The sequence below is a fragment of the uncultured Tyzzerella sp. genome, from assembly GCF_963558545.1.
Lineage (GTDB): Bacteria > Bacillota > Clostridia > Lachnospirales > CAG-274 > Tyzzerella.
Genome location: NZ_CAUWHO010000026.1, coordinates 12,926 through 30,408 on the forward strand (window position 1 = coordinate 12,926; position 17,483 = coordinate 30,408).

At 27.4% G+C, this 17,483-nt stretch carries 11 protein-coding genes; 1 reads left to right on the forward strand and 10 read right to left on the reverse strand.

Features of this window, described 5'->3' with window-relative positions; translation table 11 throughout:
- Positions 1-12: 12 nt before the first annotated feature.
- Both galT and R5Z65_RS05630 read right to left on the reverse strand, forming a co-directional pair.
- A complete protein-coding gene (gene galT / locus R5Z65_RS05625; RefSeq protein ID WP_317367682.1) occupies positions 13-1,509 on the reverse strand; it encodes a UDP-glucose--hexose-1-phosphate uridylyltransferase in 1,497 nt (498 codons plus the stop codon).
- A 21-nt stretch (positions 1,510-1,530) separates the two neighbouring features.
- Positions 1,531-2,694, reverse strand: a complete 1,164-nt coding sequence (locus R5Z65_RS05630) for a galactokinase (protein ID WP_317367684.1) — start codon at positions 2,692-2,694, stop codon at positions 1,531-1,533.
- Positions 2,695-2,884: 190 nt separating this feature from the next.
- Between R5Z65_RS05630 and R5Z65_RS05635 the strand changes: the two genes are divergently transcribed.
- On the forward strand, positions 2,885-3,727 hold the full coding sequence (locus R5Z65_RS05635; protein ID WP_317367686.1) for an AraC family transcriptional regulator: 843 nt from the start codon (positions 2,885-2,887) through the stop codon (positions 3,725-3,727).
- Between the two features lie 196 nt (positions 3,728-3,923).
- Here R5Z65_RS05635 and R5Z65_RS05640 read toward each other — a convergent pair whose 3' ends face one another.
- From R5Z65_RS05640 to R5Z65_RS05675, 8 genes are all read right to left on the reverse strand, one after another.
- Positions 3,924-6,380 carry a glycoside hydrolase N-terminal domain-containing protein gene (locus R5Z65_RS05640; RefSeq protein WP_317367688.1) on the reverse strand — a complete coding sequence of 819 codons (2,457 nt, stop codon included), beginning with the start codon at positions 6,378-6,380 and terminating at the stop codon, positions 3,924-3,926.
- A gap of 33 nt (positions 6,381-6,413) precedes the next feature.
- Entirely contained in the window at positions 6,414-7,616 is a 1,203-nt protein-coding gene (locus R5Z65_RS05645; protein WP_317367689.1) for a Gfo/Idh/MocA family oxidoreductase, read from the reverse strand.
- Between the two features lie 45 nt (positions 7,617-7,661).
- The gene (locus tag R5Z65_RS05650) at positions 7,662-9,401 is read right to left on the reverse strand and encodes a beta-galactosidase (protein WP_317367690.1); all 1,740 of its coding nucleotides are present in this window, start codon (positions 9,399-9,401) and stop codon (positions 7,662-7,664) included.
- 353 nt (positions 9,402-9,754) lie between these two features.
- The gene (locus tag R5Z65_RS05655) at positions 9,755-10,639 is read right to left on the reverse strand and encodes an EamA family transporter (protein ID WP_317367692.1); all 885 of its coding nucleotides are present in this window, start codon (positions 10,637-10,639) and stop codon (positions 9,755-9,757) included.
- 147 nt (positions 10,640-10,786) lie between these two features.
- Positions 10,787-12,346, reverse strand: a complete 1,560-nt coding sequence (locus R5Z65_RS05660; protein ID WP_317367693.1) for a sialidase family protein — start codon at positions 12,344-12,346, stop codon at positions 10,787-10,789.
- A 182-nt stretch (positions 12,347-12,528) separates the two neighbouring features.
- Entirely contained in the window at positions 12,529-13,701 is a 1,173-nt protein-coding gene (locus tag R5Z65_RS05665) for a tetratricopeptide repeat protein (protein WP_317367696.1), read from the reverse strand.
- Between the two features lie 12 nt (positions 13,702-13,713).
- Positions 13,714-15,804, reverse strand: a complete 2,091-nt coding sequence (locus tag R5Z65_RS05670) for an Hsp70 family protein (protein ID WP_317367697.1) — start codon at positions 15,802-15,804, stop codon at positions 13,714-13,716.
- A gap of 3 nt (positions 15,805-15,807) precedes the next feature.
- Positions 15,808-17,442, reverse strand: a complete 1,635-nt coding sequence (locus R5Z65_RS05675; protein ID WP_317367699.1) for a DUF5716 family protein — start codon at positions 17,440-17,442, stop codon at positions 15,808-15,810.
- Positions 17,443-17,483 lie beyond the last annotated feature (41 nt).

The window sequence follows — 17,483 nt, forward strand, 5'->3', positions numbered from 1 at the left end:
CCATTATACAAATTATTTATTTAAATTATTTATAAATTTCTCAAAACCTTTTTTACCTTTTTCATCTCTTTTAAATACACCTGCGTGTTCTAAAACAGTTAAAAAAGTTTTTCCTATTTCCTGCCTAATAATATCATCTATATTATCTTTTGTTATTTCATTATAATTATTTATAAAACTTTTTACCCAATGGCTATGCTTTTGTATTTTTTCATTTTCTTCAATATTTCTATTTTCTAAAATATATTGTTTTACAATCTCCATTTCCGATTTTAATCTAGGTGGTAAAATTGCAAGTCCCATAACCTCAATTAAGCCTATATTTTCTTTTTTAATATTATGAAGTTCCTCGTGTGGATGATAAACACCAAAAGGATGTTCATCTGTTGTTATATTATTTCTTAAAACTAAGTCAAGTTCAAACTTATCCCCTATTTTTCTGGCAATAGGTGTTATAGTATTATGTACTTCACCATTTGTATGCGAAAATATAAAACATTCTTCATCAGTATAATTTCTCCAACTTTCTAAAATTTTATCTGCAAGGTCTATTATTCTATCTGTATCATCACTTGATAACCTTATAACAGACATAGGCCATTTAACTATGCCTACTTTTACATCTTCAAAGCCGTCTATTTTAAATTCTTTTTCAATAGGTGCTTTTTCCATACAAAATGTATAATTTCCACCTTGAAAATGGTCGTGGGATAAAATAGAACCCCCTGTTATAGGCAAATCTGCATTAGAGCCAACAAAATAATGTGGAAAAATTTTGATAAAATCTAACAACTTAGCAAAAGTATCCCTTTCTATCTTCATAGGTATATGTTCTCCACTAAAAACTATACAATGCTCATTATAATAAACATAAGGAGAATATTGAAAAAACCAATTTGAACCAGTTATTTTTACAGGCATTATTCTATGATTTTGTCTAGCTGGGTGATTTAACCTACCCATATACCCCTCATTCTCTTTACATAAAGGACATTTAGGGTAATCAGTGCTTTTTGTATTTTTAGCAAGTAAAATATCTTTAGTGTCTTTTTCTGGCTTAGATAAATTTATGCTTATATCTAATATACCATATTCTGTTTCAACTTGCCATTTTACGTCTTTTTCTATTCTATATCTTCTTATATAATCAGAATCTTGACTTAATTTATAATAATAATCTGTTGCTTCTTTAGGACTTTTTTCATATTTTTCAAAAAATGTTTTTCTTATATTGCTTGGTCTATCTATTAAAGTCCCCATTATTTTTGTATCAAATAAATCTCTTTCTGTAACACTGTCATTTATTAACCCATTTTCTAAAGCATAGTCTAAAATATCTTTTAAAATATTTTCTAAGTCAACATTGCCTGTTGGTTCTGCATCTTTTAAATCTTCTATTTTTAAAATTTCATATATTTTATTTTTTGTAAAAATAACATCTTCTTCTTGTATTAAGTTATTTTTAATAGCATATAAAATTAAATTTTCAATAGCAATAAAAACTTTCATAAAAGCACCTCTATTCTTATATTAAATTTGTTTTGGAGCATCACCTATTTCTGCTACATAAAAGTCTGCATTATAACCTATTTTTTCTTGATATCCCTTACCTACATTTTCTATAAATTTATCTACAAAATCTTCCTTAACTATACTAACAGTACAACCTCCAAAACCTGCTCCTGTCATTCTAGAGCCTATAACACCTTCTTGTTTTTGGCTTATTTCTACAAGAGTATCTAGCTCAATACCAGTAACCTCATAGTCTTCTTTTAAAGACTTATGAGAAATGTTTAAAAGCTCTCCAAATTGTGCAATTTTATCTTGTTGTAAAAATTCATATGCTTTTTTTGTTCTATCATTTTCATATACAACGTGTTTAACTCGTTTTTGCCAAATTGGATTTTTAATAACATCTTTTATTTCTTCAAATTCTTCTGGTATTAAGTCTGCTAAAGCCTCTATATTTTTAACTTTTTTAATTTCCTTTAAGCTATCCTCACATTCGCCCCTACGTTCGTTATATTTAGAATCTGCTAGTTCTCTTTTTTTATTTGTATTAGATATAACTATTTTCATACCTTTAAGATTTAAAGGAGCATATTTATAATCTAATGTATTTGTATTTAAAAATATAGCATTATCTCTTTTACCCATTGCTATGGCAAATTGGTCCATTATACCACAATTTACACCTATAAATTTGTTTTCTGCAAATTGACTTATTAAAGATGCTTCTATCATATCCATATTTATATTATTTAAATCTATTAAAATTTTACTAATTAATATTTCTAAAGATGCAGAAGAAGAAAGTCCAGAGCCATTAGGTATTGTACCAAAACAAACAAAGTCAAATCCATTTTTTATTTTATGTCCCTTTTGTTCAAAAGCCCAAATAACACCTTTTACATAATTAACCCAATTATGATTTTCTTCATATTTTAAATCATCTATTTCTGTTTCTATAATGCCTTTTTCTTCAAAATTAAGTGAATAGCATCTTATTTTGTTATCTTCACGTTTTCTAACAACACCATATGTACCTATTGTTAAGGCACAAGGAAAAACACACCCTCCGTTATAATCTATATGCTCACCTATTAAATTAATTCTACCAGGGGAAAAGAAAGTTAAAATCTCACCATCTTTCCCAAATTTGTCATAAAAACACTCTTTAATTTTAGTTGTCATTTTTATTCCCTCCTAAAATTTCCTTTTAATATTATTAATTTTATGATATACTAAAAATTATAATAAATAAATATCTTAATAATAAATTATTTATATCAAAATAATTGTTTTTCCCTTATATTGATATAAATAACACCATTTTGATATATTCTTTTAAAAATGTATTTTTAGTATTGTACGAGGTGACTTTATGGAAGATTTAGTTTTTAACATATTTAAAAATGATGTATATATAGACCTTACATTATACCAATACGGTTGGCAACAATGCACAAAATTACATTCTTGTGGTCCTAGGAAAAAAAATCATTTTCTTTTTCATTATATTATTTCTGGTAAGGGTAGTTTTAAAACAAAAGATAATTTTGGAGAAAAAGTTTATAACCTAGAAAAAGATATGGGATTTATTATTTTTCCAGAGCAGGTAACATCTTATTTTGCAGATGAAAATGACCCTTGGGAATATGTATGGCTAGAATTTGACGGTATAAAAGCAGTAGAAATTTTAAATATTATAAAGTTGACTAAAGACTATCCTATTTATATACCAAAATGCAAAGAAACTTCTCAAAATATAAAAGATGAAATGTTGTATATAGTAAACAATTCTTTAGAGTCATCTTTAAACCTTATAGCACATTTATATTTATTTTTTGATTACCTTGTAAAAGGAAGTAACCCCAAAAAAGATATTATTGGAGGCACATTAAAAGATTTTTACATAAGAGAAGTTATAGCGTTTATAGAGCAAAATTATCAAAATGATATAAAAGTAGAAGATATAGCTAATTGGTGTAATTTAAATAGAAGTTATTTAACAAAAATTTTTAAAAAAGATAAAAATATTAGCCTTCAACAGTTTTTAATAAAATATCGTATGTCCAAAGCTTGTGAAAAATTGAAATTAACATCTCTTCCTATTAAAGATATTTCAGAAAGTGTAGGCTACTATAATCAACTAAATTTCTCACGAACTTTTAAAAATGAATTTGGAATATCTCCTTCCGAATATAGATTAAAAAATAAAGTATAAAAATTTAAATAAGATTATAACATTAAAGACTACAAATATAATGTAGTCTTTAATGTTATAATTAAATACAAATAAGATATGACTTATATTTTTAAAGGAAAAATTATATAGGGGTGTTTGTATCAATTTTTACGAATAAAAATATATAGGAATATCTGTTTTTGAATAAAGAGTATTAAAAAATTGATTTTTATTACTATAAAGTAACTAAATAATTTTTATTTAACATTACATTAAAAGAAATTTCTGTATCACAAATTATAGTTTTTCCAATTTCCATTCCCTCTTCATCAGTTATATTAACATTTGTTATATTATCTCCAGATAAGATAATATTTTTAGCATATTTAGAAAATAACTCTGCTTTTTTTAATTTTCCTTTATGCCATTTTATATTTACAGTTACATTTCCACAAGCTACAAGGCCTTTAACTTCACCACTGTCCCAATCATCTGGAATAGCTGGTAAAAGTTTTATAATCCCATTTCTACTTTGTAAGAGCATTTCTGCAATACCAGATGTTAATCCAAAATTTCCGTCTATTTGAAATGGTGGGTGTGTATCCCAAAGATTTTCCATAATACCTATAGAGAATAAGTCCTTAATTAACTTATATGCCTTATTTCCATCTCCAATCCTTGCCCAAGTATTAATTCTTTGTCCTATACCCCACCCTGTGCTTTTATCCGTTCTATTTTCAAGAGATACGCGAGCAGCCTGTAAAAATTCTTTATTTTTATCAGATATTAAAGTACCAGGGAACAATCCTAAAAGATGTGATATATGACGATGATTATACCCTTCTCCAAAAACGTTTAGTTTTGTTTCTTCATACCATTCTTTTATTTGTCCATCTTTACCAATTTCTATAACACCCTTTAAATTTTTTTGATTTTCTTGCCATATTTTAACCTTATCAAAATCTACATTAAGCTCTTTAGCAGCTTTTATTGTGTCTTCATATAATTGCCAAATTAACGAGTGTTCATATGTATTTCCTGATGTTCTTGGCCCGTGTTCTGGAGAAAAGCTAGGAGATGATACTAACTTGCCATCTTTATCTTTTATTAAAATTTGGTCGTAAAAAATAGCTTCTTCTCTCATCATAGGATATATTTTATTTTTTAAATATTCTTTATCACCTGTGTATAAATAATATTCAAAGCAGTTTTGTAATACCCAACAAACAGCTGCAGGAGACCAACCCCAGTCAAATAACCACCCTGGACAAGTCCAACCAAATGGATTATTTTGTGTATGTGCCATAAAGCCATTTTCTTTATTTTCTGGTGTACTTTCTATCCCTGCATAAATATGAGCAGTTACCCTACCAGGTTCTCTAAGAGAATCTACATATCCTATTAATGGCTTAGCACATTCTGATAAATTTGTATTATATGCTGGCCAATAGTTCATTTGCAAATTTACATTAATGTGATAGTCAGAATGCCAAATAGAGTTGTTACACCCTACCCATATACCTTGTAAATTTGCAGGTAAATTATGTAAAACTTTGTCATCATTTATTTCACGAGAAGATGATATTAAAAGGTACCTACCGTATTGAAATAATAAAACTTCTAAAAATCTTTTTTCTTCTTCTGTTATATCTTCAGATTTATATTTTTTTAATAATTCATCAGTAGCTAATTTTGTATTATTTTGTCCAATATTTAAAGTTACCCTATTAAACAACTTAGTATAATCTTCTATATGGTTTTTAAGTAGCCCTTCAAAACCTTTATCCTGTGCATTTTTTACATAACCTTTCACACGAGAAACAAGCTCTAAATCAGTTTCTTTAGTTCTATAATGTGGATATGTATTTTCATAATCTGTTACTATAGATGTTATTAATATAACTTCTTTACTATTTTTTACAATAAGCTTTTCATCATTTTCTTCTATGTCACCATCTTTACATATTACTTTTGTTACAGAGCAAAATTTTAAATAATTATCTTTTAATTTACCTAAAACTTTTATTTCTCCCGTACTTAGAGTAGTTTCCCATTCTCTTTCATAAGCATCTTTATCTGGTAAATTTTCTTCACAAAAATTATTAGGATTTATAGAAATAGACATATTTAACTGCTTTTTACCTTCTGCAATAAAACGTATTATTAAGACATTGTATTCATAATTTACAAAATATTCTCTTATATATTTTGTATCATCTGTTTTAAATTCTACAGTAGATATAGCTTTTTCTATATTTAAAGTTCTTTTATAATCTTTAATATTTTCTTTTTCTAGTCCAAAAAAGTCAAATACTAAATCTCCATAGCTAAGGTAATATCCATATCCTTTTCCACCACCAGCATCTTCTAATCCAACTAATTTTTCACAAAGATTGCTTGCTTCTTTTTCTCTTTCTTCGTTAAATAACTTTTGTATTTCCTTTATAGTTTTCCCATATTCACCCTTTTCTTTTAAATTTCCACCTATATAGTCAGGTCTTTTTGGGGAAGGCCCTCCAGACCAAAAAGATTTTTCATTTAAATAAATTTTATCTTTTTCTATTCCTCCAAAAATGCTAGCACCTATTGTACCATTTCCTATAGGAAGAGAATAATGCTCCCAACCTTCGTAATTAAATGGTGCTGGCTCATTATACCTTAAAATTAAATTATCTATATGTTGGTATCTCATTTTATTCTCCTTTAAAAATTATTATTTTTTGTACTACTTTCTACTTATCCAAGCACCATTTGTAAAATCTGGTATAGCAACAGGTTGCCCACCCATAGCAATAGATTGCTCTGACAAGGCTGTAATACACATCCAAGCTGCCATATCATAAACGTCTATTGGTACTTCTGTTTTATTTTTTACACAGTCTACAAAATCACAAAATACTAACCAGTCCATACCATCGTGTCCTTGTTTTATTCCTTCTGATAAATATTTTTTCCATACAGGGTGGTCGTATTTTTCACGGTACTGTTCTACATTTCCCCAATGCTTTTGCCAGTTAAAATGGTCTTTTTCGTGTTCTTCTCCCTCTATAAAAAGAGATTTATTATCTTCACAGTACATTCCTTTTGTTCCTTGTACATAAAATCCTCTAGAATAATATCTTGGTAAAGTCGTATCAAGTGTTAAGGTAATAGTTTCTCCATTAGCACAAGTTATAATTGTATTTACTATATCTCCTTGAGCAAAATCTGTATTTACAAGCTCTATATCATCTGCTTTATGTTCTTTTATATATTCTTTCATACCCCAAGATTTTGATGCAATTGATGTAAGGCTTATCATACGATTACCCCTATTAATTTTTAAAATTTTTGCAATAGGCCCTAGCTCGTGAGTTGGATAGTTTTCTCCATTTCTATGTATATAATTAAGCAAACGGTAATGTCTTTTTTCTTTTCCATATGCAATTTCTTCTCTTAAATCGTGACGATAACCACCTTCACAATGTACAATCTTTCCTAAAATACCTTGTGTTGACATATTTTCTATCATCATTTCATCTCTACCATAAATACAGTTTTCTAATAACATTACTGGCGTTTTTGTTCTTTCATATGCTTCTACAAGTTTCCAACATTCTTGTATAGAATGTGCTCCACCAACTTCGCAACCTACATATTTGCCAACTTCCATAAATTCTATACATATATTTATATGTTTATCCCAAGATGTGCATAATATAACTGCATCTATGTCTTTATCATTTAATATATCTTTATAGTTAGTTGTTGTTATTGGTCTTTTTCTACCTGTTTTTTCTATTAAATCTGCTGCTTCTTGACATCTATCTTCATATACATCACAAACTACTGGTATTTCCACATCTTCGTGTTGTAAATATACTAATTGTAAAAGGCCTATACCTCTTGCACCTAACCCTATCATAGCCAAATTAACTTTATCTTTCATATTTATCAGCTCCTTTATATAAATATTTTCTATAAAGTCTTAATATTATCCAAGAATAGGTAAATCTATAAATTCAATTTCTAATGCTTCACATTTTTCTTCTTCAAATACTATAATTTCATTTTTACCTATTTTTAATAAAGGTTCTGGAATGTATAAAGTTTTTGTAGGTCCTACTTCCCAATATTTACCTACATTAAATCCATTTATAAATACAACACCTTTTTTAAAGTTATCTAATTTTAAAAATGTATCTGCCACTTCTTCTATTTCAAAAATACCTTTATAAAAAGTAGGCATATTTTCTTTTTCAATTTCTGCGTTATTAAATTCTAATTTATCTAAATTATTTAAAGGAAGTGTGTAAACATCAAAGTGATATAAAAACTGATTATCTAAAGTTACCCCTTGTGTTATACCTTTATAATCTTTTAATTTTGGTCCATAATTTATTCTTCCTTGGTTTTCAACTAAAATATCTAATAAAACCCCTTCTTCTGAAACATTAAAAGATAAGTCAAATTTTCCATCTCTTTCGTATACAGATTTTCTTTCCTTATTTAAAAATATTGTTGCCCTGTCGTGTACATCTATTATTCTTAAAGGCAATGTTTCTCTAACGCCTACAATTTTTTTAGAATACAATATATATCCAAAATCTTGCCCATATTTTTCCATTGGTTCAGGACATACAGATTGTATAGGCGATGTTAAATTATTAAGGTTTTCAAATAATTTTGCACTTTCTGTTAATTTAAATTTACCATATGCAATTTTCTTAGAATCTTTAGGAATATCTAACTCTATTTTACCTATGTATTTTTCTATTAATTTTCTAGTTTCTAAATACTGTGGTGTTATATCTCCAGCTTCTGTAAGAAGAGCATTATAGTCATAGCTTGTTACAGTAGCCTTATATTTATCATAATAATTTGCACCGTTTCTAAATCCGAAATTTGTCCCTCCAAAAAACATATAAAAATTAACATTTCCACCATATTTAAGCATTTCTTCAAACTCAAAAGCAACTTCTTTAGGGTCCCTTGTATGATGAACATCTCCCCAATGGTCAAACCAACCATTCCAAAACTCCATACACATAACAGGTTTGTTAGGCTGAGTTTCTTTTAGTAAATCAAAAGCATCTACAGTTCTTGAGCCAAAATTAACTGTTTTTAAAACACCATCTATTTCTCCACCAGAAAGCATATATCTTGTAGGTCCATCAGATGTAAATAAAATAGTATCCACACCTCTTTTTAATAGCCCATCTTTTATATAGTTTAAATATTTCTTGTCTTCACCATAACTTCCATATTCATTTTCTACCTGAATAGCAACGATAGGCCCACCATTACTTGATAAAAAAGGTTTTATATATTCAATTAAAACATCAAACCAGTCATCAACGTGTTTTAAATATATCTCATTATAACATCTTAATTGTATATTTTCTTCTTTTAAAAGCCAATAAGGAAAACCACCAAATTCCCACTCAGAGCAAATATATGGTCCTGGTCTTAAAAATACCATTAAATCTAGCTCTTTTGCTATTTCCAAAAATTCTTTTAAGCTATAAAAGTCTTCCCAGACAAACTGTCCTTTTTCAGGCTCGTGTATGTTCCAAGCTACATATGTTTCAATAGCGTTAAAGCCACAAGCTTTTAATTTTAAGAGCCTGTCTTTATATTGCTCTTTAAACATTCTAAAGTAATGAATAGCTCCACTTATTATAGTAGTTTTTTCATTATTATAATAAAAGTCTTCCCCAACAATTTTTAGCATTTTTATTCCTCCTTAATTATAACAATAAAACACATTTAGTCATTATGTATATATAATAAGATAAGTATAATAGTATTATTATACTTTTTATACTAAAATATATATGTTAATTATATTGTAATTATACAAAAATAATCATTTCTTTTCTTGTCCTTTTAGGCTATAAAAATATAAGGATATTCACTTTTATAGCTTAATATAAATATAGGATATTGACATATATAAGTAACTTTATAATATTAATTTATTTTTTAATTAATATTTCTAATAACATAAAATATCCATATTATAAATAAAAATATAAAAAAGATATGGCTTTTTAAATTAATTAATAGCCATACCTTTTTATTATTTTATTCCATTCCCAATATTGCAATACCAATAGCCGCCATAAAAATAACAATATATTGTTTTGCCAATAATTTTTCTTTTAAAACTATTCTACTCCATACTAATGATAATATACAATATGATGAAATTATAGGTGCTGCCAAGATAGCGTTTGCTTCAATAGCAAAAATATATGCAAATTGACCTGCTGTTTCTGAAAGTGCAGCTGCAATTTTTGATTTTTCTTTTAAAACTTGAATTTTTTCCTTTTTAATTACTGTTACATAAATAAAAGCAAATATAGCTATAATTAAAAATGTAAATTCATATGCAATATTAGCCTGTTCTGCTTTAATATATTTATCTAATAAAAGTCCATCTACAAATGTTCCAAGACCATCTATTAAGCAATATAACAACGGAAATATAATTGCCAATACGCTTTTTTGATATTTTATTTCAGATTTTTCTCTAATGACATCATCTTTTTTCTTTTCGATATATGAAAGTAGAAATACACTTAAACAAACAATAAAAACAGCAATTCCTTGTAAAAGAGTTACCCTCTCACCTAAAAACACAAAAAATAAAATAACAGCAACCGCTCCAGATGAATTACATACTGGAGAAGATACAGATAGCTCAATATATCTAAGCCCTGCATATCCAAATATCATAGATAAAATATATAAAATAGATGCTGGTAAATATGTAATAATACTAGCTATGTCAAATTCAACACCTTTTACAAATATCATATATAATGCGTGTATCCCCATAACAACACCAACAACTATTACCATTTTCCAATGGCTATATTTGTCATTTGGCCTAGAGCCTATTTTTGAAAATAAGTCTGAGCCACTCCAAAATAACATAGCGATTAATGATAAGATAAACCAATTCATAAAATTCTATTCCTTTTCTATATATATATTATTTTAAAATCCTACAAAATACTTTTATATTTTATCTTTTTAGTAGGATTTCGGTATTGATTATACCATATCATTTAATATTAATCAATATGTTATTTAGACAAATCATTAAATGAATTATATAATTATACTTCCTAAATCATTTAAACTTTTTGGTAAATTTAATAAAGCTTTTTCCTCTATGTTATCATCTATAAAATTAGTATAAATTTTAAAATTAGCATTATCAAAATTTGAACAATTACTATTTAATATAGATACACTAATTTTATCTATATCATTTTGCTTATAAAATACTTCATAAACAAAATAATCATCTTTCTTTAAAACTGGTAAAAAAGAAAATTTTTCTTCATTACTTTCTAGTTGAGTTACTTTAAAATCAACATTTTTTAAGTCTTTTAAATCTTCATTTTGTTTAACTTTTATAGTAACATCTGTGTTTGTATTAAACCCTAAAAAATTTAATTTTATAAGACAAAATGAGTCTTTTTTTAATTTTAATGTAGCAATTTTATACCAACAATCTTTTTTTGTTATGTTAAAGTAATGTCCCTTTGAATATGTAGGAAACTGGTGTATTTTACTTATGGCTTGACTATTATAGTTATCAATATTAGACATAATATTTGGTAAAAAACAAGTTAAATTATAAAAATGAAGTGCATTTTCATATTCGGTTAAAGCATATAACTCCTGTCTTTTTTCGTCATAAGTTATACAAGAGTAACCATAATTAGAACTATGAACAATTTCAGAAACTTTATTCCAGTTAATGCAATCTTCAGAGCTAAAAAGTGTTAACTTATTTCTTTCCCATAATGAATCATATTGTTGTACTGCCATTTGCACAAAGTATTCTTTATTATTAGGTGCAGTAAATTTGTATAAAGGAGATTGACACCCTCCAAATTCTAAAATTGTATTATGACAATCGTATTCTTCCCAAGTTTCTCCTAAATTATTAGTTTTATAAAATCCTCTAGCATTTGTTAGTGGACTTCTACAAGACATTATAATCTCGTTATCTTTAACCTCCACAATGGAGCTTTCAGATGTATAAATTTCTATAAAACTTTTTGATTTTTTCCAAGTTATTCCATTATCTTTAGAATAAATAATACCTGCAAAGCTTCTATGCTTATGTATATTTTCAACCCATCTTTGAACAGGTACAACTAATGTTTTATCTTTTAATTGTATACCATTACCAGGACATTGGAAAAATAAAATACAATCATCATCGCAAAGATGTTTAAGGCTAATTTCATCAGACCAGGTTTTACCATCGTCATCAGAATAAACATAAACAAAATTTTGATTCTCATTACTATTAGAATCTAAATGGTATTGTTTGTCAATAGAAAGTGCAAATATAAAAATCCTACCTGTATTATAATCCACAAGGATACAACCGTCCATTTTTCTAGAATGCTCCATTATACCATTATTTTTTATAATAATTTGCTTATCTATCCAAGTTTTACCTCCATCTTCACTTCTAGCAATACCAATATCTATATTGTTATAGTCTGTACTATCTACATACCTTACATCTCCACCAGATATTAGCGTACCTTTTTTGGTTATAGCTAAAAATGGAATTCTAAAAGAGTTTGAATTAAAATCTTCTTTCCCTTTAAATATTGTTTGATTTTGTAAAATATTATTATTCAACTGGAAATCTCACCACCTTTTTTATATTATAAAACAATTTTTAGTAAATATAAATACACACAATTATACAATATATACATAAATATATTGTATAATTATAATAAAAATTACCATAACTTTAAATAATCATATAAAAAGGCATATTGATAAAATTACAATATGCCTTTTTATAAAATATTTATTTACAACTGTTTATTGCTATTATATAAACTTTCTTTATAATTTTTACTAGATTTTTGTAGTATCTTTGAAAGTATACTTCTATACTCTTTAAACTTTCCTTGTGCCTTTTTTATTAAAGATTGCTCAAACAATACTTCCTCATTATCTGGTGCTAATGTATATGCTTTATATATAGCTCCTTCTGCTTTTAAAATGTTATAATCTTGCCTATAATATCTAGCTAATTTAAGCCATAATATATAATTATCTCTATTATAAAAATTAGCTCTTTCTATACATTTTATTGCCATAGGTATATTATTAATTTTTTCATATATTTCACTTTTAGCTATCAAAATATCAATATCACTATCTTCTATAATATTCAAGCATTTTATAGCCTTATCATATAAATTTAAATTTATATAACAAGTAGCAAGCTTTAATATTATATTATTAGATTTTTCAAATAAATATGCCTTAGTATAAGAAACTTTAGCCTTAGTATACTCTTTTTGTTTAAAATATATCTCACCTAAATAATAATATTTACTATATAACATATTGTCATTTAAACTATCTATAAACTCTTTAGCGTACTCAAAATCTTCTTTTTCTATTAACAACTCAATAATATTAAATAATATATCTTTGTTGTCTGTATCTATATTTATAGCTTTTTGTAAATACCTTAAAGCTAAATCATAATTTTTAAGTCTTATATAACATATACCTACATTATTATATAAAATAGCATTAGAAATATCAAAATCTATAGCATCTTTATAACTTTCTATAGCTTTTTCAAACATATTTTCCTTAAAAAATCTATCACCTTTTATTTTTTTACGTTCTACTTGTCCTCTTTTTTCCCAATTAAAAAGCTCTAGTGATATATTTTCTATTTCCTCTGATGAATAAAAATTATTAAGTGTTAAAAATTCTATACTTTTTTGATAAAAACTTTTTTGTTTTTTTATATCCATCAATTTATTAGCCACTTCTACATTTAAAAGGTCGTTATAAACCCAGTTTATAAATTTATCTTCAAAAAAATCTGTGCTATATTCTTTAAAATTTTTATAAAAAAGATATATAGCTTCTTCTACGGAATAAATGCTTATGCCATTTGTAAGCCTATATGGAGGTATAATAATATCTTCTGCCATACTAAGCTTTAAGCTAGACACCATACAACCACCTTCTTATAATCTTACTAGCTCTGTTATACTTTTAGCTATATTATCTAATATATCGTAAAATTTATCATTTAAATCATAATATTTTCCATTTGGTACAGTAACAGGGTCAAAAGATTTTAAACTTTCTCTGTCACGTCTTGCTACAACATATGTTGTAACTTTAGCTTCTTTTAACATTTGGCAAATATCTTCAATACTTTTTCCACTGTTAGTAGGAACGTGAGGTGGAGCATCTGTTATTAATATAAATATATTCTGGCTGTCAGGCTCTAGTACAGAATTTTGTAAAAGCTGAACACCTGTTTCTAAGGAATCTAAAGAAGATTCTGGTATATCTCCACCATATGTTCTTGGTATATTTTTAACTTGACGCTTAAATTTTTCCACATCATCTGTAAAATTATAAACACTAGGTCTTTCTTTTTCATTTAAATCTCCAAAGCCTATAAGACCAAGCTTAAATTTAGCTCCTCTTTCACTTAATATATTAGAAAATTCTATAGCTCTATCTTTAACACCATTTATGTAGCTATCCATACTACCTGTAGTATCTATTAAAAATGTTATATTAACATTCTCTGTACCTTTTGGTGTAATATTTTCTTTTTTAGGTGGTGCAGAAACTTTTGTTCTATCAAATTCTGTAATTTTTATCTTTCCTGTATTAACATCTTTTAGGTACACTTCAAAAAGGTTATTTTCATCAATAGCATAAGTTATCTCTATTTGAGATGTTCCTTTAAGGCCATCTAGTATTGCAGTACCTATATATTTTTTGTTTTTTTCATCTCCTTGCTCCCATTGATAAACATCAACATAAACTGTACTAGCACCATTAGCATTAGAAAATTTAGAGTCTGAAAATTTACTTGGTATAGGACTACCCATAGGTATAATAGGTATAAGCCCTCTTTCCATTGTATCTATATTAACTATAGCTTCTGTACCAAAAATTTGTCTTGTTATTTGCCCTACCTTAACATTTCTATTAGGTAAATGTATAAGGTAATTATAAATAGCTGCACCCATAGCAACACTCTTAGCAGGGTCTGTTGCTCTATAAGGCTCTTTTACAAAGCCTGCTACCATTCTTTTAACCATAGGTATAAGAGTAGAACCACCTACCAATATAACTTTAGATATTTCATCTGGTTCTTTATTTGCTCTTTTTAGGGCTTCTTCTAAAATTTCTCTACTTCTTTCTACATATTTTCTAATAATTGCTTCAAATTCTTCTCTTGTTATATCTATAGATAAATTTTTAGGAACACCATCAATAATAACAAGTGGATTTATTTTTATAGATGCCTTTCCTGTACCAGATAATTTTTTCTTAGTTTGCTCTGCCTCTTGTTTTAGCTTTTGCATAACTGTTTTTCTTGTTAAATCATCAATACTATCTATATCTACACCACTATCTTCTTTAAATTTTTCTTTCATAAACCTTATAAGCTCTGCGTCAAAATCATCACCACCAAGGTTCATATCTCCAACATCTGAAAGCTCTTGAAAAATTTCTTCTCCATCTTCATCTATGCTAACTTTTAATACACAAGCATCAAATGTACCACCACCAAAGTCATAAACAAGTAATGTCTGTGCATACCCTTGTTTGTAACCATATTCTATAGCAGCTGCTAAAGGCTCTGATAAAAGGTATACATTTTTAAACCCTGCTAGTATACCTGCTTGTTTTGTAGCAAATATTTGTCTATCATTAAAATATGCAGGGTGTGTAATAACAACTTCATCAAATATCTCTCCAGATTGTTCTTCTGCAGATTTTTTTAATTTTTTTAATATTTCAGAACTAACTTGTTCTGGTGTTTTTTCATCTCCATTTATATATATCTTTTCATCTGTACCTATTTTTCTTTTTACAGATATAACAGTACTTTCTGGATATATAATAGAAGAAAGCTTAGCCTCTTCTCCTACTATTATTTCCTCTCTATCTAATACTTGATAATTTACAACAGAAGGTAACACCTCATCTGTACCATCTATTTTTACTACCTCTATGCTATCATCTTTATCTTTATATATAGTAGCAACAGAGTTTGTTGTACCTAAATCTATTCCTAAGTATCCCATCTTTTAGCCCTCCAAAACCGTTTTATTAAATCTGCTTGGGTCAAAATTTTCTCTATATCCAGAAGGTTCATATTCTGTGCCATATCCCATATCTGTAACAGAACCTTTAACAAGACCACCCTCTTCTTCTACTTGTAAAGTTATATTAAGTCTTGTTTTTCCACTTGGTCTTTCTGGTAAATCTTTTACTAAAACTTCGCCTATCAATTTACATTTTTCTATTGTATCTTCTTTATTTATTCTTTCCATTATTTTTAGGCTAAAGCTAGTCATATCCTCTTTTTCTTTACCAGAAAGAGTAAATATTTGCTCTTTTTTAGCAAGTGCATAAGGAGTTCCTCTTCTAATCATCGTATAAAAAGATTTTACACCATTATTTTCTATTTCTAGTCCTATATCGTGAGGAACTGTAACCTCAAACTCAATAGACATTTTTTCACTTTCTATATCTGGAGATGATAAAAGTCCCATTTTCATAGCTGCATAATATGTTGCACCTAAAGATATATCTAAAGCTGGACGCTCTGATGTATAAATTTTACTTTCGTTATTAAATATTTCTATAAGCATATCCTTAACCCAAGGCATTTGGGAAGAACCACCTTCTAATAATACTCTATCTATGTCATCAGCAGTTAATGCACCTGTATAAACTTCTCTTAAAGCCTTTAAAACAAGCTTTCTTGTTTCTTCTATAAAAGGATTTATAATTTCTTCTAAATCATCTCTTGTCATTTGCTCCACAAAAGGTGGTATACAAAATGTAAAAGGTATCCTAAATGTTCTTACACCAGAAAGACGCTCTTTAGATTCTCTAGCACGACAAATAAGCTCTACCATATTTTCTGGATTTAAATCTTCTCTTTTCTGGTTGGCCTTTTCTTCTATAAAATCGTAGCATTTATTTAATATATATTCATCTACATTGTCGCCACCGTGATAAGCCTTTCCACCTTCACTTATAACCTGTAACTTTATATGATTTTCATCTTTTTCCAATACATTAAATAATGTTATATCTAATGTTCCTCCACCAAAATCAAAAACCATTATTTTTTCATCTTGGCTTAGTTGATGTCTAAAGTTATATGCAAGAGCAGCTGCTTTAGGCTCTTCTATAAGGCAAATAAGCTTATCTGATATTCCTGCTATTTCACAAGCTTTCATAGTTGCTTTCTTAGCAGAATCATCAAAATCATAAGGTACAGATACAACAAGTCCTGCTATTTCTGATTTAGGATTTAAGCTTTTACAATGCTCTATAAGTTCTGTTAATATTTTTGCTGATATTTCTTCTGGTAAATAAGATTTACCGTCTAGCTCAACTGTTTCATTAGTTCCCATTTTTCTTTTTATAGAACGTATAGTAGTTTCTGGGTATATTTTCATAGAACGAAATGCTTCTTCTCCTATAACCCATTCTCCTTCTCCATCATCATCTTTTCTATATTGAACAACAGAGGGCATAGGTATTTTTCCAAATCCATTACTTATATCTATTGGCTCTGGCTTTTCATTTATTATATCCCAATAACTTATTATGGAGTTTGTAGTACCAAGGTCTATACCTAATATATAATAGTCTTCTGATAAACTTTTATTTTCTTCTATCTGCTTTTTATATTCTGTCCATTTCAATATATATCACCTCTTTTTCTCTAGTTTTGTAAGTTTATAGT